This window comes from Streptomyces purpureus (genome assembly GCF_014648195.1).
Lineage (GTDB): Bacteria > Actinomycetota > Actinomycetes > Streptomycetales > Streptomycetaceae > Streptomyces > Streptomyces purpureus.
Window position 1 is genome coordinate 328,855 of the sequence record NZ_BMQQ01000002.1, and the last position, 26,322, is coordinate 355,176.

General features: G+C 69.8%; 23 protein-coding genes. 6 read left to right on the forward strand and 17 right to left on the reverse strand.

Translation table 11 applies throughout. From position 1 onward, the window contains the following. Positions 1–49 precede the first annotated feature (49 nt). Positions 50–988: a LipP1 family hormone-sensitive lipase gene (gene lipP1 / locus IEZ01_RS05215; RefSeq protein ID WP_189200109.1), complete on the reverse strand. Its 939-nt coding sequence runs from the start codon at positions 986–988 to the stop codon at positions 50–52. Positions 989–1,225: 237 nt separating this feature from the next. On the opposite strand from lipP1, the gene IEZ01_RS05220 reads away from it, so the two are divergent. Further along, positions 1,226–2,041, forward strand: a complete 816-nt coding sequence (locus tag IEZ01_RS05220; RefSeq protein ID WP_189200111.1) for an SAM-dependent methyltransferase — start codon at positions 1,226–1,228, stop codon at positions 2,039–2,041. Between the two features lie 103 nt (positions 2,042–2,144). Here the strand turns inward: IEZ01_RS05220 and IEZ01_RS05225 are convergent, their stop codons facing one another. From IEZ01_RS05225 to IEZ01_RS05300, 16 genes are all read right to left on the reverse strand, one after another. Further along, positions 2,145–3,449, reverse strand: coding sequence for a hypothetical protein (locus IEZ01_RS05225; protein ID WP_189200113.1), 1,305 nt, complete (start codon positions 3,447–3,449; stop codon positions 2,145–2,147). Between the two features lie 66 nt (positions 3,450–3,515). Beyond that, positions 3,516–4,469, reverse strand: coding sequence for an ornithine cyclodeaminase family protein (locus IEZ01_RS05230; protein WP_189200115.1), 954 nt, complete (start codon positions 4,467–4,469; stop codon positions 3,516–3,518). Then, positions 4,466–5,722, reverse strand: a complete 1,257-nt coding sequence (locus tag IEZ01_RS05235) for an aminotransferase class I/II-fold pyridoxal phosphate-dependent enzyme (protein WP_229832698.1) — start codon at positions 5,720–5,722, stop codon at positions 4,466–4,468. Before IEZ01_RS05235 ends, IEZ01_RS05230 begins: the two co-directional genes overlap by 4 nt. Before the next feature lie 51 nt (positions 5,723–5,773). Next, complete coding sequence (locus IEZ01_RS05240) at positions 5,774–6,703, reverse strand: hypothetical protein (protein WP_189200117.1); 930 nt, start codon at positions 6,701–6,703, stop codon at positions 5,774–5,776. A 31-nt stretch (positions 6,704–6,734) separates the two neighbouring features. Further along, positions 6,735–7,583 (reverse strand): HpcH/HpaI aldolase/citrate lyase family protein, encoded by an 849-nt coding sequence (locus IEZ01_RS05245; RefSeq protein WP_189200119.1) that lies wholly within the window; start codon positions 7,581–7,583, stop codon positions 6,735–6,737. Continuing rightward, positions 7,580–8,359 (reverse strand): 2-oxoglutarate and iron-dependent oxygenase domain-containing protein, encoded by a 780-nt coding sequence (locus IEZ01_RS05250; RefSeq protein WP_189200121.1) that lies wholly within the window; start codon positions 8,357–8,359, stop codon positions 7,580–7,582. Before IEZ01_RS05250 ends, IEZ01_RS05245 begins: the two co-directional genes overlap by 4 nt. Beyond that, positions 8,356–8,907 carry a MaoC family dehydratase gene (locus tag IEZ01_RS05255; protein ID WP_189200123.1) on the reverse strand — a complete coding sequence of 184 codons (552 nt, stop codon included), beginning with the start codon at positions 8,905–8,907 and terminating at the stop codon, positions 8,356–8,358. The genes IEZ01_RS05250 and IEZ01_RS05255 overlap by 4 nt, the downstream gene beginning before the upstream one ends. Continuing rightward, entirely contained in the window at positions 8,904–10,625 is a 1,722-nt protein-coding gene (locus tag IEZ01_RS05260; protein WP_189200125.1) for a 2-isopropylmalate synthase, read from the reverse strand. Before IEZ01_RS05260 ends, IEZ01_RS05255 begins: the two co-directional genes overlap by 4 nt. Positions 10,626–11,055: 430 nt before the next feature. Beyond that, positions 11,056–11,787, reverse strand: coding sequence for a 2OG-Fe dioxygenase family protein (locus IEZ01_RS05265; protein ID WP_189200127.1), 732 nt, complete (start codon positions 11,785–11,787; stop codon positions 11,056–11,058). Between the two features lie 103 nt (positions 11,788–11,890). Beyond that, positions 11,891–12,070 carry a lysine biosynthesis protein LysW gene (locus IEZ01_RS05270; RefSeq protein WP_189200129.1) on the reverse strand — a complete coding sequence of 60 codons (180 nt, stop codon included), beginning with the start codon at positions 12,068–12,070 and terminating at the stop codon, positions 11,891–11,893. Next, positions 12,067–13,035, reverse strand: coding sequence for a transketolase family protein (locus IEZ01_RS05275; RefSeq protein ID WP_189200131.1), 969 nt, complete (start codon positions 13,033–13,035; stop codon positions 12,067–12,069). Before IEZ01_RS05275 ends, IEZ01_RS05270 begins: the two co-directional genes overlap by 4 nt. Beyond that, complete coding sequence (locus IEZ01_RS05280) at positions 13,032–13,874, reverse strand: transketolase (RefSeq protein WP_189200133.1); 843 nt, start codon at positions 13,872–13,874, stop codon at positions 13,032–13,034. The genes IEZ01_RS05275 and IEZ01_RS05280 overlap by 4 nt, the downstream gene beginning before the upstream one ends. Then, on the reverse strand, positions 13,871–15,166 hold the full coding sequence (locus tag IEZ01_RS05285) for a DegT/DnrJ/EryC1/StrS family aminotransferase (protein ID WP_189200136.1): 1,296 nt from the start codon (positions 15,164–15,166) through the stop codon (positions 13,871–13,873). The genes IEZ01_RS05280 and IEZ01_RS05285 overlap by 4 nt, the downstream gene beginning before the upstream one ends. A 43-nt stretch (positions 15,167–15,209) precedes the next feature. Continuing rightward, positions 15,210–16,262, reverse strand: coding sequence for a BtrH N-terminal domain-containing protein (locus IEZ01_RS05290; protein ID WP_189200138.1), 1,053 nt, complete (start codon positions 16,260–16,262; stop codon positions 15,210–15,212). 3 nt (positions 16,263–16,265) lie between these two features. Next, on the reverse strand, positions 16,266–16,862 hold the full coding sequence (locus IEZ01_RS05295; RefSeq protein ID WP_189200140.1) for a beta-sandwich domain-containing protein: 597 nt from the start codon (positions 16,860–16,862) through the stop codon (positions 16,266–16,268). 136 nt (positions 16,863–16,998) lie between these two features. Beyond that, positions 16,999–17,730: a sulfotransferase-like domain-containing protein gene (locus IEZ01_RS05300; RefSeq protein WP_189200142.1), complete on the reverse strand. Its 732-nt coding sequence runs from the start codon at positions 17,728–17,730 to the stop codon at positions 16,999–17,001. A 251-nt stretch (positions 17,731–17,981) separates the two neighbouring features. Here IEZ01_RS05300 and IEZ01_RS05305 point away from each other — a divergent pair, with 251 nt between their 5' ends. Genes IEZ01_RS05305 through IEZ01_RS05325 form a run of 5 tightly spaced genes read left to right on the forward strand, consistent with a single transcriptional unit; the run spans position 17,982 to position 26,318 of the window. Then, positions 17,982–18,860 (forward strand): RimK family alpha-L-glutamate ligase, encoded by an 879-nt coding sequence (locus IEZ01_RS05305; RefSeq protein ID WP_189200144.1) that lies wholly within the window; start codon positions 17,982–17,984, stop codon positions 18,858–18,860. Then, a complete protein-coding gene (locus tag IEZ01_RS05310) occupies positions 18,857–19,981 on the forward strand; it encodes a M20/M25/M40 family metallo-hydrolase (protein WP_189200146.1) in 1,125 nt (374 codons plus the stop codon). The genes IEZ01_RS05305 and IEZ01_RS05310 overlap by 4 nt, the downstream gene beginning before the upstream one ends. Positions 19,982–19,986: 5 nt before the next feature. Further along, the gene (locus IEZ01_RS05315) at positions 19,987–24,075 is read left to right on the forward strand and encodes a non-ribosomal peptide synthetase (protein ID WP_189200228.1); all 4,089 of its coding nucleotides are present in this window, start codon (positions 19,987–19,989) and stop codon (positions 24,073–24,075) included. A 10-nt stretch (positions 24,076–24,085) separates the two neighbouring features. After that, positions 24,086–25,240, forward strand: a complete 1,155-nt coding sequence (locus tag IEZ01_RS05320; protein WP_189200148.1) for an acyl-CoA dehydrogenase family protein — start codon at positions 24,086–24,088, stop codon at positions 25,238–25,240. A gap of 1 nt (position 25,241) precedes the next feature. Beyond that, entirely contained in the window at positions 25,242–26,318 is a 1,077-nt protein-coding gene (locus IEZ01_RS05325; RefSeq protein ID WP_189200150.1) for an acyl-CoA dehydrogenase family protein, read from the forward strand. The last annotated feature ends 4 nt before the right edge of the window (positions 26,319–26,322 follow it).

The window sequence follows — 26,322 nt, forward strand, 5'->3', positions numbered from 1 at the left end:
GGGCCTCGCTTCACGGTCAGGTCCCTGGAGAGTCCGGAAGTCGACGCTCTCACCCCAGCCGCCGGCGCAGGAAGTCACCGATCACGTCCAGTGCGTCCCGGGCGGTGTCAAGCACGGACGCCATGGCCAGAAAGCCGTGCGGCAGGCCCGAATACGGGCGATACTCCACCGGCACGCCCGCGCGCGCGAGCGCATCCGCATAGGCTTCGCCCTCGTCCTGCAGTGGACAGAACTCAGCTGTCATCATGAGCGCCGCCGGAAGTCCGCTGTGGTCGGTCGCGTTGAGCGGTGAGGCGTAAGGGGATTCGCCATCGGCGGGATCGGCGAGGTAGAGGTTCCAGAACCATGCGGTCGAGTGAGCGTTGAAGAACATCGGATCGGTGTTGTCGCGCATGGACTTCGTCGCCGAACCGTGGCGCATGGCCGGATAGATGAGCACCTGGGCGGAGATCGACGGTCCGTCGTCGTCTCGGGCCATCAGGGAGACCGCCGCGGCCAGAGTGCCGCCGTTGCTGTCTCCTGCGACGGCGATGCGTGCACTGTCGGCACCGAGCTGAGACGCGTGGTCCGCCAACCATTTCACGGCGGCATAGCAGTCGTCGACGGCTGCCGGGAACGGGTTCTCGGGCGCCAGCCGGTAGCCCACGGCGACGACCACACAGGGGACCATGCTGGACAGCGCACGGCACATCGCCTCCGACGTGTCCAGGGAGCCGACGACGAATCCGCCGCCGAAGAAGTACACCAGCACGGGCAGCGGACTGTCGCTGTGGCTCACCGGGCGGTACACCCTGAGCGACAGCGGGCCGGCCGGACCGGCGACATCCAGATCGAATACCTCTTCAGGCTGTTTGATCCAATCCCAGATCGCGGCTTCGGTTTCCCGGTCCGCTCGCCGGGCCTCGTCCACCGACATGGTGTAGAGAGGTGTGAACCCGGTGGCCAGACGGTAGTTCCTGACTCCCTCAGCGATGGGATGAAGTGGCATCGATACTCTCCCAGCTCTTCGGCGCTCTTCGGCACCAACGGTGCAATGACCGTACGACCCGTTGGCACCTCGCGCGTCCACGAGAAACTCATTTGCGTGGGCACATGGCGTTGACCCTTCTTCCGCGGCTAAGCATCCTGGTTACTCCGGCGCGCCCCGCGCCCGTGCCACTCTTTCTCTGCCAGTAGTCCATCAAGGCACGTGGCCACACGGACTCGAGGGGAAGAACGCCGCGTCATGACCATCAACAACGTGACTCCACCGCCTGGCAGGGTCAGCGAACTCCAGAAACGCCCGGACGCGCATGCCGCGCGCGTCTACGACTACTTCATAGGCGGCGAGAACGGTCTTGAAGCCGACCGGGCGGCCGGTGCCTGGATCCATATGCAGGCCCCAGACCTGCTTGCGGCGATGCAGGCGAACCGCGCCTTCCTTTCCCGGGCGGTGCGTTGGCTGGCCCGACAGGGCGTCGACCAGTTCATCGACATCGGCTCCGGCTTCCCCGTCTCGCCGAACACGCACGAGATCGCCTTGTCCGCCGCCCCGTCGGGTTCCGTCGTCTACTGCGACCTCGATCCCGCGGTGGGGCAGCGCACGCGTGCACTCATCGCCGACAAGGAGGGCGCGGCCTTCGTGCTGGGCGACATCCGAAGCCCCGAAGAGCTGCTGGCCCAGCCGGCCGTCCGAGCCCTGATCAATTCCGGCCGCCCGGTGGCCTGCGTGCTGGCCGCGGTCCTGCACTTCGTGCCGGAGAGCGCGGACCCCGCCGGGATCACCGCGGTTCTGCGGGAAGCTCTTCCCCGGGGCAGCTATCTTGTCGTCTCTCACATCGCGGGCGATATTCCGTGGAGTGATCGCAACGACGAGGAGACACTGAGTCGCGCCTTCGAGGACATGTATCCGCGTACCCGGGAACAGGTCGCCGATTTCTTCGGTGATTTCGAATTCGTCGCGCCTGGCGTAGTGCCGGCAACTCAGTGGCATCCTGCCGAGGAGATCACCGAGGCAGAGGCCGGTCTCGCCATCTACGGCGGAGTCGCTCGCAAGCTCTGAGTCTCGGACCGACGACACACATCGAAGCTCCGGTTCGGCAGGGTGACATGAAAGGTCACCCTGCCGAACCGGAGCTTCGTCGCGTACAAGACGGGCCGATCAGTCACGTACGGGGACTCGGCCCGACGTGGAATCCCGACCCGATCAGCGCTCCGCGGTCGAGGTTTAGCACGTCGAGACCTCCGTCCACGGGGGCGACCCGGTTGAACAGCCCGCCGTATCCCGATGCCATTGTGACCACTCCCCAGTTCACGATCCACGGCTGTGACCCGCCGTCCGGCTCGGGGAACGGCTCGGGTACCGGGTGAATGCGCCGCTGCACCACGTACGGACCGTCCAGCGCGTCGACCAGCAGTTCGCGCCAGGCCTCCGGGGTGAGGTCCGGGGACCAGCCCGGCACCACGCCCCGCCCGCCGTGCAGCAGAGTGGGCTTGAGGATGAGCTCGTGCTGATCGGCCATGGCGTGTTCCAGCAACGACGTCTCGGTGCCGTCCTCCAGCACGACACGTCCCGATGTCACCGAGGAGGTCCAGGGAAGCAGGCGGTCGATGACATCGAGCTCTTCCTCCGAGAACAGATGCCGGTGTGCGCGCTGGGAGAGCATGCCCAAGGACGCCTTGCTGCCGCAGAGTTCCGACTCCAATGAGGTGAACATGCGGACCTCACCGCTCTCCAGCGCCCCGAGCAAGGGCTCCAGCTGCGCCTCGGTGTCGTCGTCCACCAGGTCCTCGATCAGGAACTGGCGGTAGACGATGTCGACGGGGCGATCCCCCAGCCACAGCCTGCCGGCCCGCCTCTCGAGCTGGCCGACATGGCACGGATACGCGTCCAGTCCGTGAGCTCGCCATCGCTTGCAGAGCGTGCTCATGTACGGCATGTTCTTCTCGATGTACGCGGGCCATTCGACATGCGCGATGACGGGGCGGTCGTCGGGCGCCAGCCCCATCTCGTGCCGGAACGTGCGGACCTGCTCCGTCAGCGTGTCGACGTGCTGGAGCCCCTCCTCCTCGGCGAACCGGCTGAAATCGGGGTTCTCCAGGATGCCGCGACAGATGTCCCCGCTGTCGAATCCGATCGTGCTCCCCATGTTGTACTCCATGAGGCGGAAGCCCGACCGGTCGGAGTAGAGATCCGCCCGCCCCATGCTGGTCGGCGGGTTCGGCACACCGGCGGAGGCGCGCTCGATGACGCGCGCCTGCGTCTCCCCCATCCCGTTCGCGCGGGCGAACGCGGCGAGATCCCCGCCGAACAGAAGGCGCGGCAGGCGGAAGAGCGCACCACGCAGCACCTCCAGGTCCCGGCACAGCTGCTGGACCTCTCCTGCGGAGAGGAACACCGGACGAGGTGCGTACCCTCCGTAATAGCCGTCGAGCTCCTTCGCAGAGGCTGGACCCAGAATGCGTCCCATCCTCTCCATGTACCTCTCGGTCACCGTGTGGTCGCGTGCCATCTTCCGTAACTCCCCTCGTCTCTTTCATGGACGTCCGGTGGAACCGTCGATGCCCGGCGGTCCGGTGTGGCTGATCAGATGGGCGCAGGTGATCAGGTCGAGGTAGGCGCACCCGGTGGAGGCGAAGACCGTCCGCCGTTCCGCGAAGCAGGACGACCCGGGGCGGACCAGGGCGTCGAGCTCCACGGCCGTGGAGTGACTCTCACCGGCCTCGGCTATCGCCGTTGCCAGGTCCTCGACGATCACGAGGCTGGTCCGCAGGAGTTCGTCGGACAGTTCGCGGGAGTCGGCGGTGTGCGCGCCCATGCAGTTGATGTGGGCGTGGGCGGGCAGGTCCGCCGAGATCGGCAGCGGAGTCGCCGACGTGGTCGCGGTCGACAGGATGTCGGCTCCCCCGCCGACCTGCTCGGCGGAGTCGCACACGACGACCTCCACCGGAGAGCCGGCGGCGCTGGCCATGGCGTCGATGTCACGGGCGAACGCCGCGGACCTGCCTCTGTCACGGGAGAAGACCCGCACCTCGGCGAGGTCGCGCACCGCCGACACCCCGAGGAACTGCTGCCGGGCCTGGACTCCGGACCCAATGATCCCCAGGACCCGGCTGTCCGGCGCGGCGCACCGGTCGGTGACCAGCGCCGTCACGGCCGCGCACTTCAGGTTGGTGACGGTGGCTCCGTCCAGCGTCCCGAGGTAGCGGCCGGTGGAGACGGAGAACATCGGCACCCGCGCGGTGACGGTCGCGCCGCGGCCCGCCACAGGGGTCGCCACAATCGTGGCGACCTTGTTGATGTAGAGGTCGTGGTCGGGGGACACGGCGGGCATGGAGAGGAACTTCCGCCCCGACGCGCCCTCGACGGTCTCGCGCTGCGGGACCAGCATCCGGGCCACGGACCCGCTGCGCAGGGCGTCAGCCATCGCCTCGGCCAGCGAGCGGACGAGCCGCGCGGCCGACGTGCGCGCGGTGTCCGTGGCCGTCATAGGAACCCGTCCAGCACGTCCTGCAGGGCGTCGACGAACTTGTCGGTCATCGCGGTGGTCATGTCGCCGCGCAACATCAGCCGGATGCCGGCCTGTCCGCGCGGGACGACCGGGAAGAACATCGCCGAGCAGTAGTAGCCGCGGCGGTACAGCTCGGTGGCCAGTTCCACGGCCCACTCGTTTTCGCCGACGGTGACGAACTTGATGTGCGATCCGACGCCGCGGATGGGGCGGTCCTTCATCCGCCGGTCGAACAGGGCTATGTTCTCGGCCAGTTGGCGCTGGCGCGCGCCGAGTTCCGGGGAACGGTGGACGGCGATGCTGCCCAGAGTGGTCCCGATGGCGGCGGTGCGCAGACCCTGGGACCAGCCCATCGGGCCGGAGCGGTACAGGAAGTCGAAAACGCTGTCCGAGCCGAGCATCGCGATCGCGCCGGTGCTGCCGAACGCCTTGGCTGTCGAGGCGACAATCATGGTGCGGTCGTCGAGTTCCCGGAACACCGACCGGGCGTAGCCCTCACCGTTCACGCCTTGGGTGGACAGGGCGTGGGAGTCGTCCAGGTAGACGTACATGCCGTACTTCTCCTGGAGGGACTTGATGCCCTTCAGGTCTGCGAGGCCGCCGGTGGAGTAGGCGCCCTCGCAGACGTAAGCGACGCGCGGGTACTTGCGGCACACGTCTTCGAGGAAGTCCATGTCGTTGTGCGGCGAGGTGAGCACGAGCGTCTCGTCAGCCACCACCGGTTTGACGAAGTTCATCGAGAAATGCGCGAACCGATCGAAAACGACAACCAGGGGGTCGGTGCCGGTGATGTGCCCGGACGCCAACAGCGGCAGTACGGCCGAGCTGATCACCCCGCAGGAGATCGAGGGCAGCACGGGCGTGCCGAACAGCGCCGAGAGCTCCTCCTCCAGCCGGTGCGCGGCTTCCAGCCGTATCCGGAACTCGGCCATGGCCAGCCCCGTGACGTTCTCGGTCCGCAGCGCCTGGACGCCGGCCTCGACGACCGTGGGGTGGCTGTTGAGCCCAAGGTAGGAGCAGGAGGCGAGGTTCAGGAACTCGTGACCGGTCCGTACGTCGCGCAGCCGGTTCTGGCCGTTCAGGGCGTCGACACGGATGTCGAGCATGCCGTGCTCCCCGGCGAGCTTCCAGGCCGCCTCGCCCGCCGGGACCATGCGCTGGTTGTTGCGGAACCGGTGTGGTCCCATCGTGGTGTCGTACCCGGGGTCGATCACGGTGTCGCTGGTGTGCATGCGTCTCCTCGTGTCCCGCATGAGAAGGACGGGCAGTCCATCGACTACCCCTCAGTTGCTTCGGACGGACGGGCCCTGGGCGGCGAGCGCGCTGTCCACGCCCCGGTGGTAGCGGTCGTGGTCGGAGGTGTTCGCCTCCGGCACCGTGACGTTGACCTCCGGCATGTCGAGGCGGTAGTGGCGGTACCAGTTGTTCAGGTTCTGCCCGTCCGCGAACTGAAGCTCGATGTGGCGCAGTGGGCGCATGCCGGGCTTGGTCGGATCCGCCAGGGTCGGCATGGAGCCCGCGTGCGCGAGTCCGCCGTCGACCTCGTTGTTGAGCACGACCATGACCATGTCGTTGAGAAGGTCGACGTCCACGGCGACCGCGTGGTCGGCGAGGACGGCCTCGGCGTGCTCCTGCCGGACCGCGACGTTGTAGCTGTGCGGCATCAGCTCGACGAGGTCGGCCGGCTCGATGCCCGTCGTGCGGCAGTACTCGCGGGTGTTGCACACGATCGGCAGGCCGCCTTGGATGTTGGTGTTCGGGCCGTAGACGTTGCCGATGAAGGTCGTGGCGGCGTCGAAGTGGACGCACTTGGTGGTGAGGAACTCACGCGACTCGGTATGGTCCGAGTTGGGCGTGAAGCTGGTGTTCTTGTTGAATCCGTCCACGTCCATGCTCGCCACCTGGTCGTAGTCCATGACGACCGGGGTGTGCTTCGCGAGGTCGGTCTTCGCCGCGAAGGCGCGGAAGATCGCCTCAAGGTAGTCGCGCGCCGCCGCGGCGTCGTCCTCGTCGTGGATGTCCTGTCCGTGTTTGGCCAGCAGCGTGCTGAGGCCGTGGCAGACGGCCAGACCGGCGCCGTCCGCGACCAGTTCCTCCAGCCGGGCCGTCAGGTCGGCGGGCACGGCGCCGAACCGGCCGTCGACGAGTTCGACCTCGTAGTCGGAGACGTCGACCATCGCCAACTGCGCGATGTCCGTCATCGGGGTGCTCATCACGTTCTCCTCGGTTGTCGGTTCTTCCGTGTCAGCGGACGGGGCGGGCGATGCCGTCGAGCAGCGCGATCATGCGCCGGGCCTTCAGGACGAAGGGCGGTGCGAGCACCCGGTCCTTGCTCACGGCGAAGCCCGCCTCGTCGGCCTCGTAGTCCTTGATGGTCTGGTGATGGGCGTCCAGCTCCCCGGGCGCGGTGCCGAACGTCTCGACGATGACGTCGACCTGCTTGGGGTGGATGGCCGCCTTTCCGGTGTAGCCGCACCTCTTCGCGGCCTCGCTCTGGCTCCGGACGGCGTCCATGTCCCACAGCTCGAAGGAGTTCGTGTCGATGACCGGCAGGCCGTAGCGGGACGCCGCCACGCACATCCGGGCCCGCGCGTGGGCCAGGTAGGACTCGTCCGGCGCCCACATCTCCGCGACCAGGTCGGCCTGTCCGAAGCAGAGGCCGTCGCTGACCGCCGCGATCTCGAAGGCGTTCTCGACGGCGTCCACCGTCTCGATGAAGCTGCAGATCTCCGGCGGGTTCGGCAGGCCGGACAGCAGCGAGCGGTAGATGGCGACGTCGCGGGCGTCGCAGACCTTCGGCACCAGCACCGTCTCCAGGGGCAGGCCGCCGATCTCCCCGCCGAGAGCGAGGACGGTCTGGATGTCGAGCATGCCGTCCGGGGTCTCGATGCTGTTGATGCGCAGCCAGACGCCGCTGTGGCCCGTGCCCGTCAGGTCGACCTCGCCGAGCCGCTGGCGAGCGGTGGGCTTCGCCTGCTTGGGAACGGAGTCCTCCAGGTCGAGGACCAGCGCGACCGAGTCACGCGGCACGTTCTTCAGCAGCCTGTCGACGCGCGATGCGGGAACGTAGAACAGACAGGGGTGCACCTTCACAACCGGACCTCCTCCCGCCCGAAAAGGGCGTCCATCTTCTGCGATGAGAACTGCTCGTCACGGATTGGCACGTACGTGGCCGGCCGCTCCCGGGTGGGCTCCGGGAACGATTCGACGACGGCGTCGTCGTTGGCCAGCTTGAAGAAGGCGATCGACTGCCGCGGGCGGTCGCCGAGCCCGACCCGCCGCGGTGTCGAGACGTATGCGTCGTTCGACCAGCGAGCGCTGAGGCCCCCGACGCCGACGATGAACCAGTCACGTCCGGGGACGTCCACATCGATCCAGTTGCCCGACAGATCGCGCAGCTGCAGCCCAGGACCGTCCTCGGTGAGCAGAGTGATCAGCGTGTCGTCGCCCGTGCCCCGGTCGCCGAGCGGCTCCTCCCGCTCCCCCAGGTGGTACGGGCAGCGCAGCGAGTCGTCGGACCGGTCGGTACGAGCGGCGGCGACGGCATCGGGCGGGTCCGGCGCCATGGTCAGCAGCTCGGTCACCCGGTCGGCGACGCTCCGGCATGCGGCGACGTAGGTCTTCAGCGCGTCGCGCAGCGCGATCCCGCGCTTGTCGGCGGGGAAGGGCAGCTGCTCGGTCTCGTCGAGGACGAGCCGTCCGACGCCGAACGACAGTTCGTAGGTGGTGTCGAAGACCTCCCGGTCGATGCCGTGGTCGCGTACGACGAAGAAGCCGGTCTCGGTGCAGGCCCGGGAGATCTCGTCGGCGACCTTCGCCTCGTCTCCCTGCTCGGCCCGGGCGAGGCTGATCACGGGAAGTCCGGTCATGGGCTCTTCCTGTCTCGTGACGGGGAATCTGAGGCGGGACCGTCCGGGTCGCGCATGGCCGCCAGAACGGTGCGGTCGAACTCGATGACCTTCACCCCGTCCTGGTTGCGGCCGATCGTGTGGACGGTGACGATGCCTTCGCCCGGCCGGGAGCCGGCGGGGCGCTTGGAGACGATCGCGGTCTCGGCGTAGAGGGTGTCTCCGACGAATACGGGTGCGACGAGCCGGACGCTGTCCCAGCCGAGGTTGGCGACGGCCTTCTGGCTGATGGTCTTGACCGTCATCCCGTTCACGATCCCGAACGTCACCAGGCTCGACACCAGCAGCTTCTTGAACGGTGTGCCCGACGCGTAGACCTCGTCGATGTGGAGCGGGTGCTGATTGAGGCTCAGCAACGAACTCCAGATGTTGTCCGTCGTGGTGATCGTGCGGCCGGGGCGGTGCTCGAAGACCTGGCCGACGACGTAGTCCTCGTAGTGCAGCCCCTCGTCCTCGCGGAACCGCCCGGGCTCCAGCTCGACATAGGACGCCGGTATGGAACGGGTCATCGGACTCCCTCCCGCGCCCCGGCCAGTTGCGGCACGGACCCGCCGTCGGCCGCCCGGGCCCCGCTGCGGTGCAGGGCGGAGAGCACCGCCTGCACAGCCGCCGCGTGGGACGTCGCGCCCAGGCCCGCGCCCCACACCGGCTCGTGCGCCACGAGCAGCTGTGCGTAGCAGACGTGCGCGGCACCGGACCCCGGCCCGCCCTCGTCACGGACCAGCTGTTCCACTTCGGCGTCCACCCCGCATCCGCGGACCTCGGCCAGCAGCGCCTCCACCGGGTCGCCGCCGGACGCGAACGCCGCGAAGCCGGCCCAGTCGCCGGTGTCGCCGTACTCGGCGCGGAAGACGTCCCAGATCTGGCCCGGCTCCACCTCCTTGCCGGACAGGTCGGTGACCCGCTGGATCACCTGGCCGAATTCGGCCCGCAGCCCGGCGGGCAGCTCGATCCCCCACCGTGTGCGCAGCACATGGGCGATACCGCCCTTGCCCGACTGACTGTTGACCCGGATGACCGCCTCGTAGCTCCGGCCGAGGTCCTGCGGGTCGACCGGCAGGTACGGCACGTCCCAGGGCAGCTCCCCGAGGGGCACCCCGGCGGCGCCGGCCCGGTCCTCCAGGTGGACCATGCCCTTGGCGATCGCGTCCTGGTGAGTGCCGGAGAAGGCGGTGAACACGAGGTCGCCGGCGTACGGGTGGCGGTCCGGCACCGGCATCTGGTTGCACTCCTCCACGGCGCGGCGGACGGCCGGGATGTCGGAGAGGTCGAGCTGGGGGTCGACGCCCCGGCTGAACAGGTTCAGCGCCAGGGTGACGAGGCAGACGTTGCCGGTGCGCTCGCCGTTGCCGAAGAGCGTGCCTTCGACCCGGTCGGCCCCCGCCGCCAGCGCGAACTCCGCCGCGGCGACCGCGGTACCGCGGTCGTTGTGGGGGTGGACCGAGAGGATGATCCCGTTCCGCCGGTCGAGGTTGCGGCTCATCCACTCGATCTGGTCCGCGAAGACGTTGGGTGCGTGCATCTCGACCGTGCTCGGCAGATTGAGCGTCAGGGGCCGTTCCGGCGTCGCGTCGACGATCTCGGCCACCGTGTTCGCGATCTCCAGCGCGAACTCCGGCTCGGTGACGTTGAACGTTTCCGGCGAGTACTCGAAGCGGATGTCGCCACCGGCGTGGTCAGCCAACCGCACCATGTGCTGTGCGCTCTCCTGGGCCAGCGCCAGCACCTCGGACGGCGTCTTGCGGAACACGACTTCGCGCCACAGACACGCCGTGGCATGGCAGAGGTGGACGACTGCGCGGTCCGTGCCGCGGATCGCCTCGAAGGTGCGGTCGATCAGCTCCGGGCGGGCCGGAGTGAAGACCGAGACGGTGACGTCGTCGGGGATGCGGCCGCCGGTGACGAGCTGGCGCACGAACTCGAACTCGGTCTCGCTGGCCGAGGGGTAGCCGATCTCGATGTCCTTGAACCCCAGCCGGACCAGCAGGTCGAACATCTTCCGCTTGCGCCTCAGGTCCATCGGGTGGGCCAGCGCCTGATTGCCGTCACGCAGGTCCACCGAGCTCCACAGCGGCGCACGGTCGGGCGATCGGCCGAGCCAGGTACGTGTGCCGGGCTCGAGCAGTGCCTGCGGCTCGGCCCGCCGGTATCGGTGAACCGGCATCCCGGACGGCTGCTGGGGGTTCCACCAGGGCTGCCGATGGTATGCGGTTGTCTTCGTCGTCATGGACTCCCCTTGGCTCATTGCTTCTCCGGCAGTTCTCCAGTGGGCGGTTCACTCCCGGTTCAGGGCGGGACTCCCGGGCGGGTCACGCTGCCCGGCCTGAAACCGTTACCGACGCGTGTCAACGTGTTCGAAGGGGACACCGCGCCGGTCGTAGGCGTCGTCGGCTCGAAGGCGTCGAAGGACGGTAACGACCGGTCAACCGCGTCGAAAGCACGCTACGAGCGCGCGGCACCAGGTGCGTCCGCCGCAAGCTCATGCATGAGGACGCGTCGCGTCGACTTTTCCGTCGCCGCGGCTGCGTATTTCACTTACCCTGTCCCGGTGACGCCTGTGACACTCTTGACCGGACGTGGACCCGGTCCGCACGGGCCGGCCGTGAAGCCTGCCGGGAGGACCGGGGCCCCTCGGGTCGCCGTATACGCGGTGGAGATCAGCGCGCGGCGAAGGCCATGATCAGGACGTCGCGATGGCCCGGTTCCTCGATGTTCTCGGGACGCACCGTCGTGACCGCGTGGAGGGTGCGCCGGTCGTCACCGAGCAGGATGTCGCCGGGCTCGGAGAGCGTCGTGGTGACGAGGCACTCGCCGTCGTCCGCGTGGACCGTGCTCTCCCCGCCGATGACGTTGGTGCGACGGATCATCAGCGACGTGATGAAGGTGACGCCGTCCCGGTGCCGGCCTTCCGGAGTCGGCTCACCGGCCTGGTCCTTCGTGGCGGTGGTACGGATGGGGGTCACCTTGACGTTCCACCTCCTGGTGCCGTCGACCCCGGTGAAGACCTCGGCCAGTCCCATGAGCACGTTCCGCAGCGCGGGGTCGTTCACGAACGACTCGGTCAGCGGTTCGTACACCCTGTCGACGCCGCCGTGCAGCTTGTTGACGTCCGCCTCCTGGCGGTACGGACCGTGCGGAAGCTGAGTGAGGTCACCGGTTTTCACATCGATGTCGAATTGGCCGTACCGGCGGTGGCGATAGGTGCCGCCGTCGGTCATGTAGGGGTCGCGCCGGAGGAATTCCCAGTTCTCGGCGAAGCGAGCCCAGTCGTCGGAAGAGACGCCTGTCAGGGACGAGAAATCGGTGTGCTTGACGAGGTGGGCGCCGGAATGGGACAAGTCCTTGATTGCGGCGAGGGCGACGTCGTGCGTCTGTTTTTCAGTGATCATCCTGGTACTCCATGGTGAGACTTGAGCGCCGGAGTTCTTCGTCCTCTTCCGTGCGGCCCCGAGCGCGGGTCCGCGCGGCTGGACAGGGATCCGTCCTTGGCCGTTACTCCCCCCAGTCCTCTTCGACCTCGGGCGCGCAGGCGAGCACCAGGGGGTTCAGCGCCACTATCTCCAGTTCGCTCCGGCAGCCCGCACACTCCAGGATCTCGTTGAGCCGTACCGAGTCGCCGATCTGCACCGGCTCCTCGCACTCCGGGCAGGCCTGCGCGGTGGTCGTGGTCATGAGATGTGTTCCTTCCGATCGGTCCTCCCGGAGCGGGCCGCCGTGTCGAGAGCGGTACGGACCGCCCTCACGACCCGCTCCGCGGTGAGGTCGTAGTGGGCGACGAGGTGCTCCTGGCTACCCACCTCGTCGACGAACTGATCCGGCACGCCCAGCCTCAACACCCGTGTGGGCGCCGTCTCCGCCAGGGTCTCGGCCACCGCGCCGCCGAGTCCGCCGCTGCGCCAGTGCTCTTCGAGGGTCACCACGAGCGTGGCCGGCCGCGCGGCGGCCACCAGCGTCTCGGTGTCGAACGGCCGGAGGGTGTGCATGTTCAGCACGGTCGCCTCGATGCCGTGTTCGGCCAGCGCGTCCGCCGCGGCGAGGCAGGCGAGCACCGGGTACGGACCACAGCTCGCGAGCACCACGTCGCCACCGCGCCGCAGTGTCTGCGCCTGCCCGATGACCGGCGGCGGGGCCGGTGGCAGCGCCGGGGTCGGTTTGCGGCCGAGCCGGACGTACAGCGGCCCGGGCAGGTTCAGGCTCTGCTCGACGAACGCCTCCGTGGCCGTGGCATCGGCAGGCACCACCACGGTCATTGCGGGCAGGACCCGCAGCACGGCAAGGTCTTCCAGCGCCTGGTGCGTCGGACCGAGATGGCCCGCGGCGAGACCGCCGTGGGTGGCCATGATGCGGACCGGCAGCCGGTTGTAGGCGATGTCGATCTTGATTACCTCCAAGGCCCGGGAGGTGGCGAAGGCGGCCATGGTGTTGACGAAGGGCATCCGCCCGGACGCGGCCATCCCGGCGGCCACGCCCATCAGGTTGTGCTCGGCGATGCCGAGGTTGAGGTACTGGTCGTCGGCCGCGGCGGCGTGTTCGGCGCTGAACAGACCGGTGTCGGAGTCCAGGCACATCAGCTCGGGGTGCCGCTTCAGCAGCGGAAGCAGACTGTCCCGGTACGCCTCCCGGGTCGCGCGGCTCATCCGGCGACCTCCATGTCGCGTAGCGCGCGGACCGCCCGCGCGTGGTTGCGCGGCGACAGCGTCACGTAATGGCTGGCGCTGCGGCCGGCGAGGAACGGGAGGCCCTGGCCCTTGACCGTTCGGGCGATCAGCACGCTCGGCTTGCCCGGCTCCCACGGCGCGGCGTCGAGATGGTCCGCCAGTCGGTCCGGGTCGTGGCCGTCCACGTCGCGGACCGCCCAGCCGAAGCTGCGCCAGCGGTCGGCCAGCGGCTCCATCGGCGAGATGGACTCGGTGGAGCCGGTCAGCTGCAGTCCGTTGCGGTCCACCACCGCCACCAGCCGGTCCAGGCGCAGCGACGCGGCGGCGATGGCCGCCTCCCACACCGAGCCTTCCTGGAGCTCGCCGTCACCGAGCAGGACGAAGCTGCGCGACGTACGGCCGGCGTACCGGGCGGCCAGCGCGAACCCGCAGCCCAGAGCGAGCCCGTGGCCGAGCGATCCGGTCGGCATCTCGACGCCGGGCACGGCGCGAACCGGATGGCCCATCAGTCTGCTGCCCGGGCGGCCGTATCCGGCGAGTTCAGCCACGGGGAAGAAGCCTCGTTCGGCCAGCGTCGCGTACAGACCGACGGCGGCGTGGCCCTTGCTGAGCAGAAAGCGGTCGCGATCCGGATCCTCCGGCCGCCGCGGATCCACGTTCAGCACTGAGAAGTACAGCGCGGCGAGCACGTCGGCGCAGGAGAACGCGCCGCCGAGGTGGCCGCCTTCGGGCCCCGCGCACATGTCGACGACGTGGGAGCGGATGCGTGCGGCGACCGTGTCCAGGGTGTCCCGCTCCAGGACCCGGGTGACGGTCATGAGGCCGCCTTCGCGAGCGTGGCCACCATCTCGCGGTTCGCCCACACCTTCTCGAAGGCGTCCGCGTACAGGTCGAGCAGTTCGCCCGCACCCGGGTGGAGGTGGCGCTTCTGGATGGTCAGGGAGTCGGCGATGACCGCGCGGGCCACAGGGTAGCCCTCCCCCGCGACCGTGCCGGGCGCACCGGTCACGGACCACGGGTAGCCCGAGCCGAAGCCGACGCGGTCCACGAACACCTTCTGGTCGGGCAGCGGCATGAGCTGGTACTGCGACATCGGCACGCCCTCCGCGCGCAGCAGCCGCCGGAGAGCGGAGCGCAGCGCCTGTGGCCGCACCCCGTCCAGACCGAACGCGGCCGGGTCGAAACGGAACCGCAGGATGTGCCAGGCGTGGGTGGTGTCCGGCAGTGCGGTCGGCACCCGCAGACCGGGCAGCTGGGCGAGCCGCGCGAGGAACGCGGTGACGTTGCCCTGCCGCGCCTGCTCGTACGCGTCGAAGCGGGCGAGCTGCGCGTCGGTGAACGCGGCCTGGAGGGCGTTCATCTTGTGGTTCCAACCCAGGCCGTAGGAGACGTAGTCGCGCTCGCGACCGCTCTCGATCACCTCGCCGAACTGCCTGCCCCGGCGCATCGCCTCGGCCAGCTCGGCGTTGCGGGTCACCAGCAGGCCGCCTTCCCCACAGGTCGGGATGTTCTTGCTGACCTGGAGGCTGAACGCACCCGCGTCGCCGATCCCGCCGACCGGCCGGCCCCGGTGGGTCGCCCCGGGAGCCTGCGCGGCGTCCTCGATCACCGCGATGCCGTGCTTGCGCGCAATCTCGGTGATCCGGTCCATGTCGGCGGGCGCGCCGTGCAGATGCACGGGGATGATCGCCCTGGTCCGATCCGTGATGCGGCGTTCCACGTCGTCCGGATCGATGTTGAAGGTGACCGGGTCGATGTCGGCGAACACGGGCACGGCCATCTGGTGCACCGGTGCAAGCCCCGTGGCGATGAAGCTGAGTGCGGGCACGATCACTTCGTCCCCCGGTCCGACGCCGAGCGCGGCCAGCGCGAGGGACAGTGCCGCGGTTCCGTTGGACACCGCGATGCAGTGCTCGAAACCGAAGCGACGGGCCCAGTTCTCCTCAAGCGCGGACACGGGGTTCACACCGTCCGTGTCGGACACCAGTCGCGCGCCGTCGAGCGCGTCGAGGACGGCCTTGCGGTCCTCGTCCTGGACCAAGGGCCACTGCACGTGGCGCCGGTCCTTCGGCACGGCCGCCGTGCCGCCGAACGCTGCCAGCTTGCTCATTTCTCCCCACTCCACAGAGTCACGGTGGTCGATGCGGGTGCGGTCACAGCAGCGCCGCCGCCGCGCCCACGGCATCGACCGCACGTGCGTACGTGCCGCGCAGCACCGTGGCGTGGTGCGCGATGTCGGCCTCGACCGCGCGCGGGTCCGCGAGCCCGTGCGCGCCGGTGAACCGCAGTCCGGTCCACGCGTGGGCGACGGCCTCGACGGCACGTCCCGCTCCGGCGAGCGCCGGATCCTCCCATCGGCGGCCACAGCGGCGCAGCAGTTCACCGTGGAGTGACGCCTGCGCCTGCATGGCCCAGCCGAACGGGTACAGCTCGCGCAGCGCGCCGGCGTCCCCGGCCCGGCACCGGTCGAGGAGTTCCGCGGCGAACTCGTCGTATCCGGCGAGTCCGGTACGGGCCGAGCCGACTGTGGTGAAGCCGTCGACGTCGGTGCGCAGGAAGCCGCCGAGCAGCGCCGGGGTCAGGGGCGGGGGCGGGGCGTCGAGGCGGACGTCGAGGCAGCGCCGGTCGATCCGCGAGTCGCTGAAAAAGGCGTCCTGGACATCGGTCGGGTTCGCCGAACCCCAGCTCCGCAGGAACTCCTTGATCGGGACGGCACCGCGGAACGAGGGCGGCATCGCGTCCGAGACGTGGACCACGCCGCGGGTCTCGTCGAGGCCGTAGACCACCACGAGGTGTGCGGCGTGCACGTCTCCGTACGCCGGCCGGAACGGCAGGTGGTAGTTGTCCACGGCGGCGATGACGAGCCGGTCCTCGGCCAGCGTCTCGCGCACCTCCCGCCAGACGTCGTTCTCGTCGGCGGGCTGCCACCACCGCGCGTGCAGTTCGTGGTGCGGGGCCAGTGCGGCTCCGAGGTCGGCGGCCTCGGACTCGCCGGGCGGGCAGGGGTAGTAGAACTCCTCGGACCGCACGTCGCCCGGCAGGTGCAGAAAGCGCCAGCCCGCTCCGAGCACCTCCAGCGGATCGGCGCCCGCCCGGGTCAGCACCGAGCCGAACGTGGCCTGGAGACAGCTGATGAGGTCGCGGTACCACAACTCGGGTTCCGGACCGATGATCATGTATGTGCGTGCCGTCGCGTCGACGGTCATGTCTCAGAGCTCCGTCCGCTGGAGGGTGACCGCGAAGACATGCACCGCGACGTTGCGGGGCAGCAGGATTCCGGTCAGGTCGGCGCGCCGGGTGACCGGCACCCGCTGCGCCCACATGACCGCGGGAATGCCTCGTTGCACGTGGTGCGGGTAGTGCATGACCAGGCTCTCGAACGCCCTGACCTCGCCGAACCAGGCGGGTGCCGCCCAGAAGTCGGAGATCCGCAGCGATTCCGCGTCGACCGAGCTGTCGGCGAAGTTCAGCTCGACGGTGTCCTCGCAGCGCCGTTCGGACGCCGCCAGGACATGGATCCAGTCGTAGCGGCCCACGGGGACGCGAATGAACTGTCCGGCGCAGCGCACGTTGTCCGGTCCGTCGCAGACCGGAGGAAACTCGAAGGGAACACCGTCCACGTGGACGAGACTCTGGCCCGCCGGCAGGTATTCGGCCGCAAACGAGTTTCTCCATACATTGAACGCCCCCGCCCTGGTCTCCGTCGCTGCGGAGATGGCTGTGTTGTTGCGATGGTCGGATATGTCGACCGGATCGCACAGTCTGCCTCTGGCGGAGGACACCGAAATGCCCGTCAAGTGACCCACCTCGCTGGAACGGCAATTTACATTTCAAACCTAGCCCGCTGATTCGCCCGCCTCGTCCGCATGGCGATTACCTTGAGAGCCCGAATTCTGGTCCGGCGTACTCGCCGGGTAATCATGCTGACGATTCCGCTGGGCCTCACGGCCGGAGCGCGGCGGCGCGCAGCTTCTCGTAGTACGGCAGGTGGTAATCGCGGTAAGCCCGCAGCACCGGGTCCGCCTCGACCGCCGCGGCTCCGCCGCTCCTGCCGCGCGTGAAGCCGGCGGTCTCACTGGTCGACTTGTGCCACTTGCTGGTCGACTGCCATTCCGACCGCATGCCCGGCTCCCAGCTCAGCGCATCCGGGAGGAAGGGAATGCCCACCGCCGAGCAGTACGCCCGAACGGTCTTCGCCGGCCGGTCGAGCAGGTCGTCGGAGTCGACCACGACGGGCGTGGTGCCGGTGGCGGCCTGTACGGCGGTGAAGATCTCGTACAGCCGGGCGAAGCCGATCTCGTCGCGGCCGAGGTCCGGGTTGAGCGCATGGTGCGACGCGATGGCCTCGGACGGGTCGCGGATGATGAAGGTGTGCGTCGCCGCCGAGAGGAAGGCCTCGTCGGCGAGGAGCGCCGGGTAGTGGAAGTCCGTGGTGTCCTTGAAGAACACCGGCTGCCGATTCGCCATGGCGCGCAGCGTCGCGAGCACGTCCTGCTCGCTGCGCGCGACCCGGTCGCCGACCTCCACCTCACCGAAGTCGACGACGCGGGAGAACGGTTCGTGCACGACGACCCGGTCGCCCCGCTCCGTCATCATCCGCGCGAACGCGGTGGAGCGGCAGCGCGGCGCGCTCCACATGGCGATCACCGGAATCCGCTCCTGTGTGTGTCCCACGATTTCCCCCTCTTCGCCGGCGGCAGTGAGCTGTTGCGGCAGATATTCGAATCCGGTCAAGAATGACACGATGGTTGCCGGATTCGGGTAATCAGAATTCGCAGCCGGAAGGGGGAAAAATGTCAACGTAATGCGTCCTCGCAAATGAACTTGTCGCGGACGCGCCAGGCTCCGGCGTGCTCGTAGTTTCTTTTCCACTCGGCGGGCCGGCTGTGCCGTCCGTCAACCAGTGGTCCTATGACGGAGGTCACGTGTCAGCGACACCATTGCGCTCAGGTGACGGCAGGATCGCCGTACTCGCCAGCAGGATCGGTGCGGACGAGAAACGACTCTTCGACGCATTCGACCGGCGCGGTGTCCCCTTCGAACATGTTGATACGCGCCGGCAGTGGTTCCTGGCCGGGCAGCGTGACCTGCCGTGGAGTCTCGCCCTGAACCGGGAGATCGGTCAGGTGCGCGCGGCGTACGCGGCCCGCTGTCTCGCTTCGGTCGGGGTCGACGTGGTCAACAGCGCGGACGCGACCGAGGTGTGCGGCGACAAGTGGCGCACCACGCTTGCCCTGGAGGCGGCCTGGGTGCCGACACCGCGCACCGCGCTCGGTCTCACTCCGCAGGCCGCGCTGACCGCCCTGGACTCCATCGGCTACCCGGCGCTGATCAAACCGCTGGTCGGCTCGTGGGGCCGGCTGGTGGCCCACCTGCCCGACCGCGCCGCCGCGGAAGGTGTGCTCGAGTACGCCGCGGCGCTGTCCGGGCCGCAGTCCCACCTCGGGTACGTGCAGGAGCTGATCGACAAGCCCGGCAGGGACATCCGGGTGATCGTGGTCGGCGGTCAGGTGCTGGGCGCCGTCTACCGGACCAGCGAGTCCCTGCGTACCAATGTGGCACTCGGCGGGCAGGTCCGGCCGTGCGAGGTGACACCGGAGATCACGAAGCTCTCCCTCGACGCCGCCGCCGCCGTCGGCGCCGACATCGCCGGTGTCGATCTGATCGAGGACCTCGAGGGCCGGCTGCTGGTCCTGGAGGTCAACCACCGGGTCGAGTTCACCGGTTTCCAATCCGCACTCGGCGACCAGGTCGATGTCGCGGACCTCATCGTCGACCACCTACTGGAACGAGCGCAACGATGAACTGGGCGTTCACCTCGTCCGGCAACGTCACCGAGACGTACGCCGTCGGACTGCTGCGCAAGATGCTGGAAATCCCCTCCTCGTCCTACCAGGAGCGCGCGCTGGCCGACTACTTGGCCGAAGTGCTGACGGACCTGGGCTTTCAGGCGCACATCGACGGCGTGGGCAACGTGATCGGCGTGATCGAGCGCGGTGCCGGTCCGACCCTGATGCTGCTGGGGCACATGGACACCGTCTCGGGCCACCTCCCCGTCCGCTCCGAGGACGGCAGGCTCTACGGCCGCGGCGCGGTGGACGCGAAGGGACCGCTCGCCGCGATGATCTGCGCCGCGGCCGGCGCGGTCGACTTCCCCGGCCGGATCGTGGTGATCGGCGTCGTCGAGGAGGAGACCCCGCGCTCCCGTGGAGCGATGGCGATCCGCGCCACGCATCAGCGGCCGGACGCCCTGATCATCGGCGAACCGAGCGGTTGGTCGAGCGTGGTGCTCGGCTACAAGGGCAAGCTCGACCTGCGCTACACCGTCAAGTGCCCCGCCACCCACCCGAGCAACCCCGTGCCCAAGGCGTCCGAACTGGCCGTCGCCTGCTGGGACGCGCTGGTCGAGCTGCTCGGGCCGGACGCGAGCCACGGCGTGTTCGACCAGCCGGGCGCGACCCTGTGCCGACTGAACGCCGATCTGACCACGGCTACGGCGGACCTCAGCGTCCGCATCCCACCGGGGTTCGACGTCGACGAGCTGGTGCGCGAGCTGCGCGACCGCCTGCCGGCCGGCAGCCTCGACGTGCTGAACTCGGTGGCGGCCTGCCGGGTGGGCAGGGCCGACCCGGCGGTTCGCGCGCTGGTGTGCGGCATCCGGCAACTGCACGCCAGGCCGCGGCTGGTGGTGAAGACGGCCACATCGGACATGAACACCCTCGCCGAGGTCTGGGACATCCCGATGGCGACCTACGGCCCGGGCGACAGCACTCTCGATCACGCCGACGACGAGCACATCGTGCTGTCGGACTACCTGCGCGGCATCGACGTGCTGACGATCGCCATCTCGGAGCTGGCACACCTGCCCGTGCGCGCGGACGACCGGGTGAGCGACGCGCCGCTGCGCGTGAGGAGTCTCAGGTGACCGACATGACCCAGCGTCTCGCCGCGCTGCCCGCGGAACGCCGCACGCGGTTCCTCGTACGGCTGAGGGAGCACGCGGAAGCTGTGGCGAGGCGCGGTCCGACGCCGCGCGGTGACACCGGTCCGACGCCGCTGTCGCACGCGCAGGAGAGCCTGCGCTTCCTCGACCGCGCGGCGCCGGGCAGCCCCGCCTCCGGCACGCCGCTGTGCCTGCGTCTGCGGGGCGGACTGGACGCGGACGCGTTGCGCTCGGCGCTGGCCGCGGTCGTCGCCAGGCACGACGCGCTGCGGACCGCGATCGTGGCACGCGAGGGCGGCCCGATGCAGGTGGTCGCGCCCGAGGTACGGATCGACCTGCCGCTGGTCGAAGCGGAGGGCGACGACCACGAGAAGCGGCTCGCCGCCGCACGGGCCCTGGTCGAGCGGCAGGCCCGGGAGCCGTTCGACCCGAGCAGAACGCCGATGTGGCGCGCAATGCTGATCAGAGTGGCGCCGGACGACCACCTCTTCCTGTTCGACGTACCCCCCGTCCTCTGCGACGCCTGGTCGCGCGGACTACTGCTGCGTGACCTCGGCGAGTTCTACCGGTCGTCGATCGAGGGCGACGCACCGCGGTTGCCCGCCCTGCCTGTGCAGTACCCGGACTACGCGGTGTGGCAGCGCGACCGGCTCGCCGGCGGCGACCTGGACAGGCTGGCCGCATACTGGCGGGAGAGGCTGAAGGGCGTCGAGGTACTGGAGTTCCCGACCGACCGGCCACGTGGTGAGACCCGGACCTTCGCGGGCGGCAGCGGCAGCTTCACCGTCGGGCACGAGGGCCTGGAGCGGGCTCGGGAGCTGGCCCGGGAGGATGGCGCGAGCCCGTTCGACGTCCTCGCCGCCGCGTTCTTCACCCTGCTGCACCGCTACTCCGGCCAGGACGACCTGGTGATCGGCGCGCCGGACGCGAACCGGCGGCACGACGCCGTGTCCTCGGTCGTCGGACTCTTCGCCGACCTGCGCGTCCTGCGTGCGGACCTCTCCGGCGACATCACGTTCCGCGAGCTGGTCCAGCGGGTCGGGCGCGTGTCGTCCGAGGCGTACGAGCACGGCGGCCTGCCCTTCGACAGACTGGTCGACGCGGTGGATCCGGTCGTCGACCCGTCGCACTCGCCGATCTTCCAGATCGTGTTCGGCGTGACGAACGCGGACCTCACGACCGGCCTGCCCGGCGTCGCCACCACGCACGAGGCCGTACGGACCGGCGCCTCCCGGTTCGACATGAGCTGGAGCCTGGCGGAGCCGACGGCTCCCGGCGCCGACGCGTCCCTGGCCATCGAGTTCGACACCGACCTGTTCGACGCCGAAAGCATCGCCAGATTCGCCCGGCACTACGACGAGCTCCTGCGCACCCTGACCGCCGCCCCTGACGCTCCGTTGTCCGCCGCCGAGATGCTGAGCCCGGCGGACCTGGCGTTCCTCACCGAGGTCGCCGAGGGACCGATGCGACCGATACGCGAATCCACCGTCGTGGCGGAGTTCGAGGCGCGCGTCCGGGAGTTCCCGGACAACGTGGCGGTCGTCGTCTCGGGTGTCGAGACCAGTTACGCCGAACTCAACGTCCGGGCGAACCGGCTCGCCGCCCTGCTGCGCGAGCGCGGCATCGAACCGGGCACGAGGGTCGGCCTGTGTCTGCGCAGGAACGTGGACCTGCCGACCGCGATCCTCGCGGTGCTGAAGACCGGCGCGGCGTATGTGCCGCTCGACACGGGGCATCCGCCCGCGCGGGTCGCGGAGATCGCCGGCGACGCGGGGGTGTGCGTCGTGATCGCGCACACCGAGGCAGGCAAGGCCTTGGGCGAGGTCGCCGCGCCCGTCGTGGCGCTGGACGACGTCCGCGAGGAACTCGCGGCGATGCCCGCCCACGACCCGCCGCTCGCGGCGCGGCCCGGCGACGTCGCCTACGTCATCTACACCTCCGGCAGCACTGGCAAGCCGAAGGGTGTGCTGCTCGAACACCGCGGCGTGGTCAACTTCATCGACTCCACGCGCGACCTGTTCGGTCTGGTACCGGCCGACCGGGTGCTCGGCTTCGCTTCGGCGACCTTCGACGTCTCCGTGTTCGAGACGTTCTCGGCACTGCTCACCGGAGCCCGCCTCTGCCTGGCGACCGACGGCGAACGGCTCTCCGTCGACCGGCTCCAGTCGCTCATGGAGCAGGCCGGCATCACCGTCGTCGACCTTCCCCCGACGGTGATGCCGCTGCTGACGCCCGAGAAGTTCACCGACCTGCGGATCGCGTTCGTCGGCGGCGAGGCCTTCAGCGGTGAGCTGGTGAACCGGTGGAACCCGGGCAGACGGCTGTTCAACGGCTACGGTCCGACCGAGTGCACGGTGACGATGATCGTGGAGGAGTGTCCGGGCGCCTGGGACACCTCGCCGCCGATCGGCCGGCCCATGGCCAACCATGTGGCGCACGTGCTGGACCGCGACCTGCGCCCGGTGCCGGTCGGTGTGCCGGGTGAACTGGTCATCGGCGGTGCCGGGTTGGCGCGCGGCTACCTCAACCGGGACGAGCTGACCGCGGAGAAGTTCATCGCCGACCCGTTCGGCACCGCGCCCGGCGGGCGGTTGTACCGGACCGGAGACCTGGTGAAACGGCTGGCGGACGGACGGCTGGTCTTCGTCGGCCGGCTCGACCAGCAGGTGAAAATCCGCGGACTGCGCATCGAACTGGGCGAGGTCGAGTCTGCGTTGACCGGCTTCGAGGGAGTCGGACCGGTCAGCGTGCAGCCGTGGGCCGACGACAATGGGGACAGGCACCTGGTCGGCTATGTGACGGGCGTCGCCGAGCAGCAGGTGGCCGCGGTGCGCGAGCATCTCGGCACGCTCCTGCCGACGTACATGATCCCGTCGTATTTCGTCGTCCTCGACGAGCTTCCGCTCACCAGCAGCGGCAAGATCGACCGGCGCAGGCTGCCCGCGCCGGACCTGAGCCGGGCGGGCGAGGGGGTCGGCGACGAGTCGCTCACCGCGACGGAGCGCGGACTGCTGCGCGACGTGCTCCGTCCCCTGCTGCACAACGACCGGCTCGGCGTGCGCGACGACTTCTTCCTGTCAGGCGGCAACAGCCTCCAGGTCGTTCGGCTGCTGTCGGCAATCAACCGCAGGTTCGGGGTTGAGATTTCGCTGACCGACTTCTTCGTCTCCCCCACCGTCGCGCACCTGGCCGCCACCGTCGACACCGTCCGCGCCGCGCGGCGCGACCACGACGATCCGCTCGACGCGCTGGCGAGCCTGTCCGCGCGGGACACCGCCCCGACCGGCTCGCCCGGTGACGACCGGCCGCCGGTGGTGATGCGGGCGTCGGGCCCGGCGCAGGTGATCCTGCTGCACCCGTCGGGCGGTGCGCTGTTCTGCTACATGCCGTTGATCAGGGCGCTGCGCGCGGACCTCGGTGTGATCGGCTTCGCCGCCGATCCGCGGGACGCCGCCGCGGCTCCGCGGGACGGGATGGCGGCGACCGCCGCCAGGATCGCGCGGACCCTGACAGAGAGCGGCCTGCCGGAGTCGTGCTGCCTGGCCGGCTGGTCCTACGGGGGTGTGCTCGCCTTCGAGGTGGCCAGGCAGATCGAGCGGAGTACCGGCCAACGGCCGCCGGTGGTCCTGCTGGACGCCGCCCACGACGAGGACACGGTCCCGCTCGACGAGCCGACGGTGCGGCAGCGGTTCGTCCACGACGTCGCCAGGCTGACGGGACGGGACGGCCGGTCGGTGCGCACGGCCCTCGACGACCCGGCTGCCGGGGTGGCCGACGTCAGGGAGACCCTGACCGGTCTGGGCGTCGAACTGGAGCTCACCGAGGAAGAGTTGACTTCGCGCTTCCAGACCTTCCGAGCCGCCGCCCTGTCGATGCAGGCCTACCGGCCGGGGCCGTACGGCGGACCGGTCACCGTCCTCACCGCCTCGCCCCACATCGCCATGGAAGAGCAGTGGCGGAGGGTCTGCACGGGTCCGTTCCGGGCCGAGAGCGTGCCCGGCGACCACTACACCCTGTTCACCGAACCGGCATTGAGCCGGGTCGTCGCAGCGATCGAAGAGACGCTCGCGTCGTGAGGAGACGTACATGCGGTTCGGATTCACCGAGGAACAAGAACGGTTCCGGGCGAGCGTGCGGAAGATGCTGCGCTCCGCCGAGGTGCGTGCCGCGGCGGCGGAGGCCACCGGCGCGGACGGTGTCGAGCCGGACGCCCGCCCGCTCTACCGTCTGCTCGGAGAGCGGCGACTGCTCGCCGTGCACTGGCCCGTCGAGTACGGCGGAGAAGGCCGCCCGCTCACCGACGCCGCGATCGTCGCCGAGGAGCTGGTCCATGCGGGAGTGCCGGACACCCTGCACGTCAACACCATTCAGATCGTCGGCCAGTTCCTGCTGATGGCGGGCAGCGACGAGCAGAAGCGGCGGTACCTGCCCGCGCTGGCCCGTGGTGAGGGTTTCGCTTCGGTGCTCTACACCGAACCGGACGCGGGATCGGACCTCGGTGAGCTGCGGGCCGTGGCCGAACCGGACGGCGACGGCTATCGGATCACCGGCACGAAGGTGTTCAGTCTCAAGACCCGGTTCGTCGACCTCGGACTGTGCGCGGCCCGGACGACCCCGGGTACCGGGAAGTACCAGGGAATCAGTCTGTTCCTGGTCGACATGGCCGCTCCCGGGGTGACGGTGTCGGTGATCCCCAGTGTTGGCGACGAGCACTTCCACCGGGTGGACCTCGACTCGGTCCCGGTGTCGGGCGACAGCCTCCTCGGTCCGCGCGACGAGGGGTGGCCGCTGCTCAACGAGGCACTGGCCATCGAGCGCACCGGTCTCGACTACCACCTCAAAGCGGAGCACTGGCTCAAGGCCGCGCTGGACGCGCTGATCGACGGCGACCAGGACTCCGCGCACGACGCCCACCTGGAACGGATCGGCCGCTGGCACGGGGCGCTGGCGGCCGACCACGTCCTCGCCTGGGAGGTGCTCACCGGGCTGGCCACGGGCCAGGTCGATCAGGTGTCGGCCGCCGTCGCCAAGTACCACAGCAGCGAACTCGCCCAGTCCATCGCGGTGTGGGCTGCCGACGTCCCCAGCCCCGGGCAGCGGGCGCACCGCAGCCGGGCGGCTCTGACCTTGGACTCCGCCTACCGGGAGGCGCCGGGACTCACGCTGTCGGCCGGTACCTCCGAGGTGATGCTCCAGATCATGGCCGCCGCGTTCGACTCCATCGGACAGGAAGAGCATTGACATGGACCTCACCCCCGATCCACTCGTCATCCAGTTGCGCAAGGCACTTCGTACGGGCCTTGCCGGCGTCCCCTCCCGGATGGACCTGCACGGCGCGCCGGTGGCTGACGGAGCCTTCGGTCCCACGCGGGCGGTACTCGACGAGCTGGGCGCGGCCGACTTCGAGCGGCCCGTCTCCTCCGGCGGCCTCGACCTCGGCCTGACGGCCGGAGTGCTCGTCAGCGAGGAGCTCGGTCGCGCGGCACGCGGCAACTCCTACCGGGCCGACGCGCTGGCAGCCGACATGGGCGGTCCGGCGGGCGCGGCACTGGCCGGACTGGAAGTCCTGCCGATCGGCCACGGGGTCACCGCCGCCCCTCGAACGGGTGGCTGGGAGCTGACCGGCACCGTCACGGTCGACGCCGCTGACGCCGGGACGCTGCTGGTGGCCACCAGGACAGGCGGCGCGCCGGTGCTCGTCGCCGTAGCGCGCGGGACGGCCGACCGCGTCACGGTGAGCGGGTGCTGGCCGCCGGTCGTCCGGTTCGAGGCCACGCCGGTCTCCGCGGCGGATGTGATCGGGACCCTGGGCGGCTCGCCCACCGGTCCGCTCGCCAGGGCGCGGCTGCGGCAGGCCGCCTACCTGCTGGGCATCGCCGACGGCGCGCACCGGATTGCCCTGGGATACGCCGGATTCCGGAGGCAGTTCGGCGCCAGGTTGCGCGATCTGCCCGCGGTCTCGTTCCCGCTGGCGCGAGCCCTGGTGGCGCTGCGGGCGACCAGGGGGGCGGTGTACCGGGCGGCCTGGCTGGTCGACTCCCGGCCGGACGCAGTCGGCACCGCGCCGGTCGAGGCGCTGGCGATGGCCGCCGAGACCGCGCGCACCGTGGTGCGGCTGAGCATGCAGAGCTGCGGGGTGCGCGCGATGACGGCGGAACTGGGCCTGCACCGGTACTTCCGGCTGACCGCGGCCGAGTCCGCCCGGTATGGCGACCCCGCCGCGCTGTGGCGGATGGTCGGCGCCGATCGCATCCGGACGGCCCGGCACGCCGCCGCCGCCGACACGGAGACTCCGGTCGCGGCGACGACCCGGTCGTAGGCGG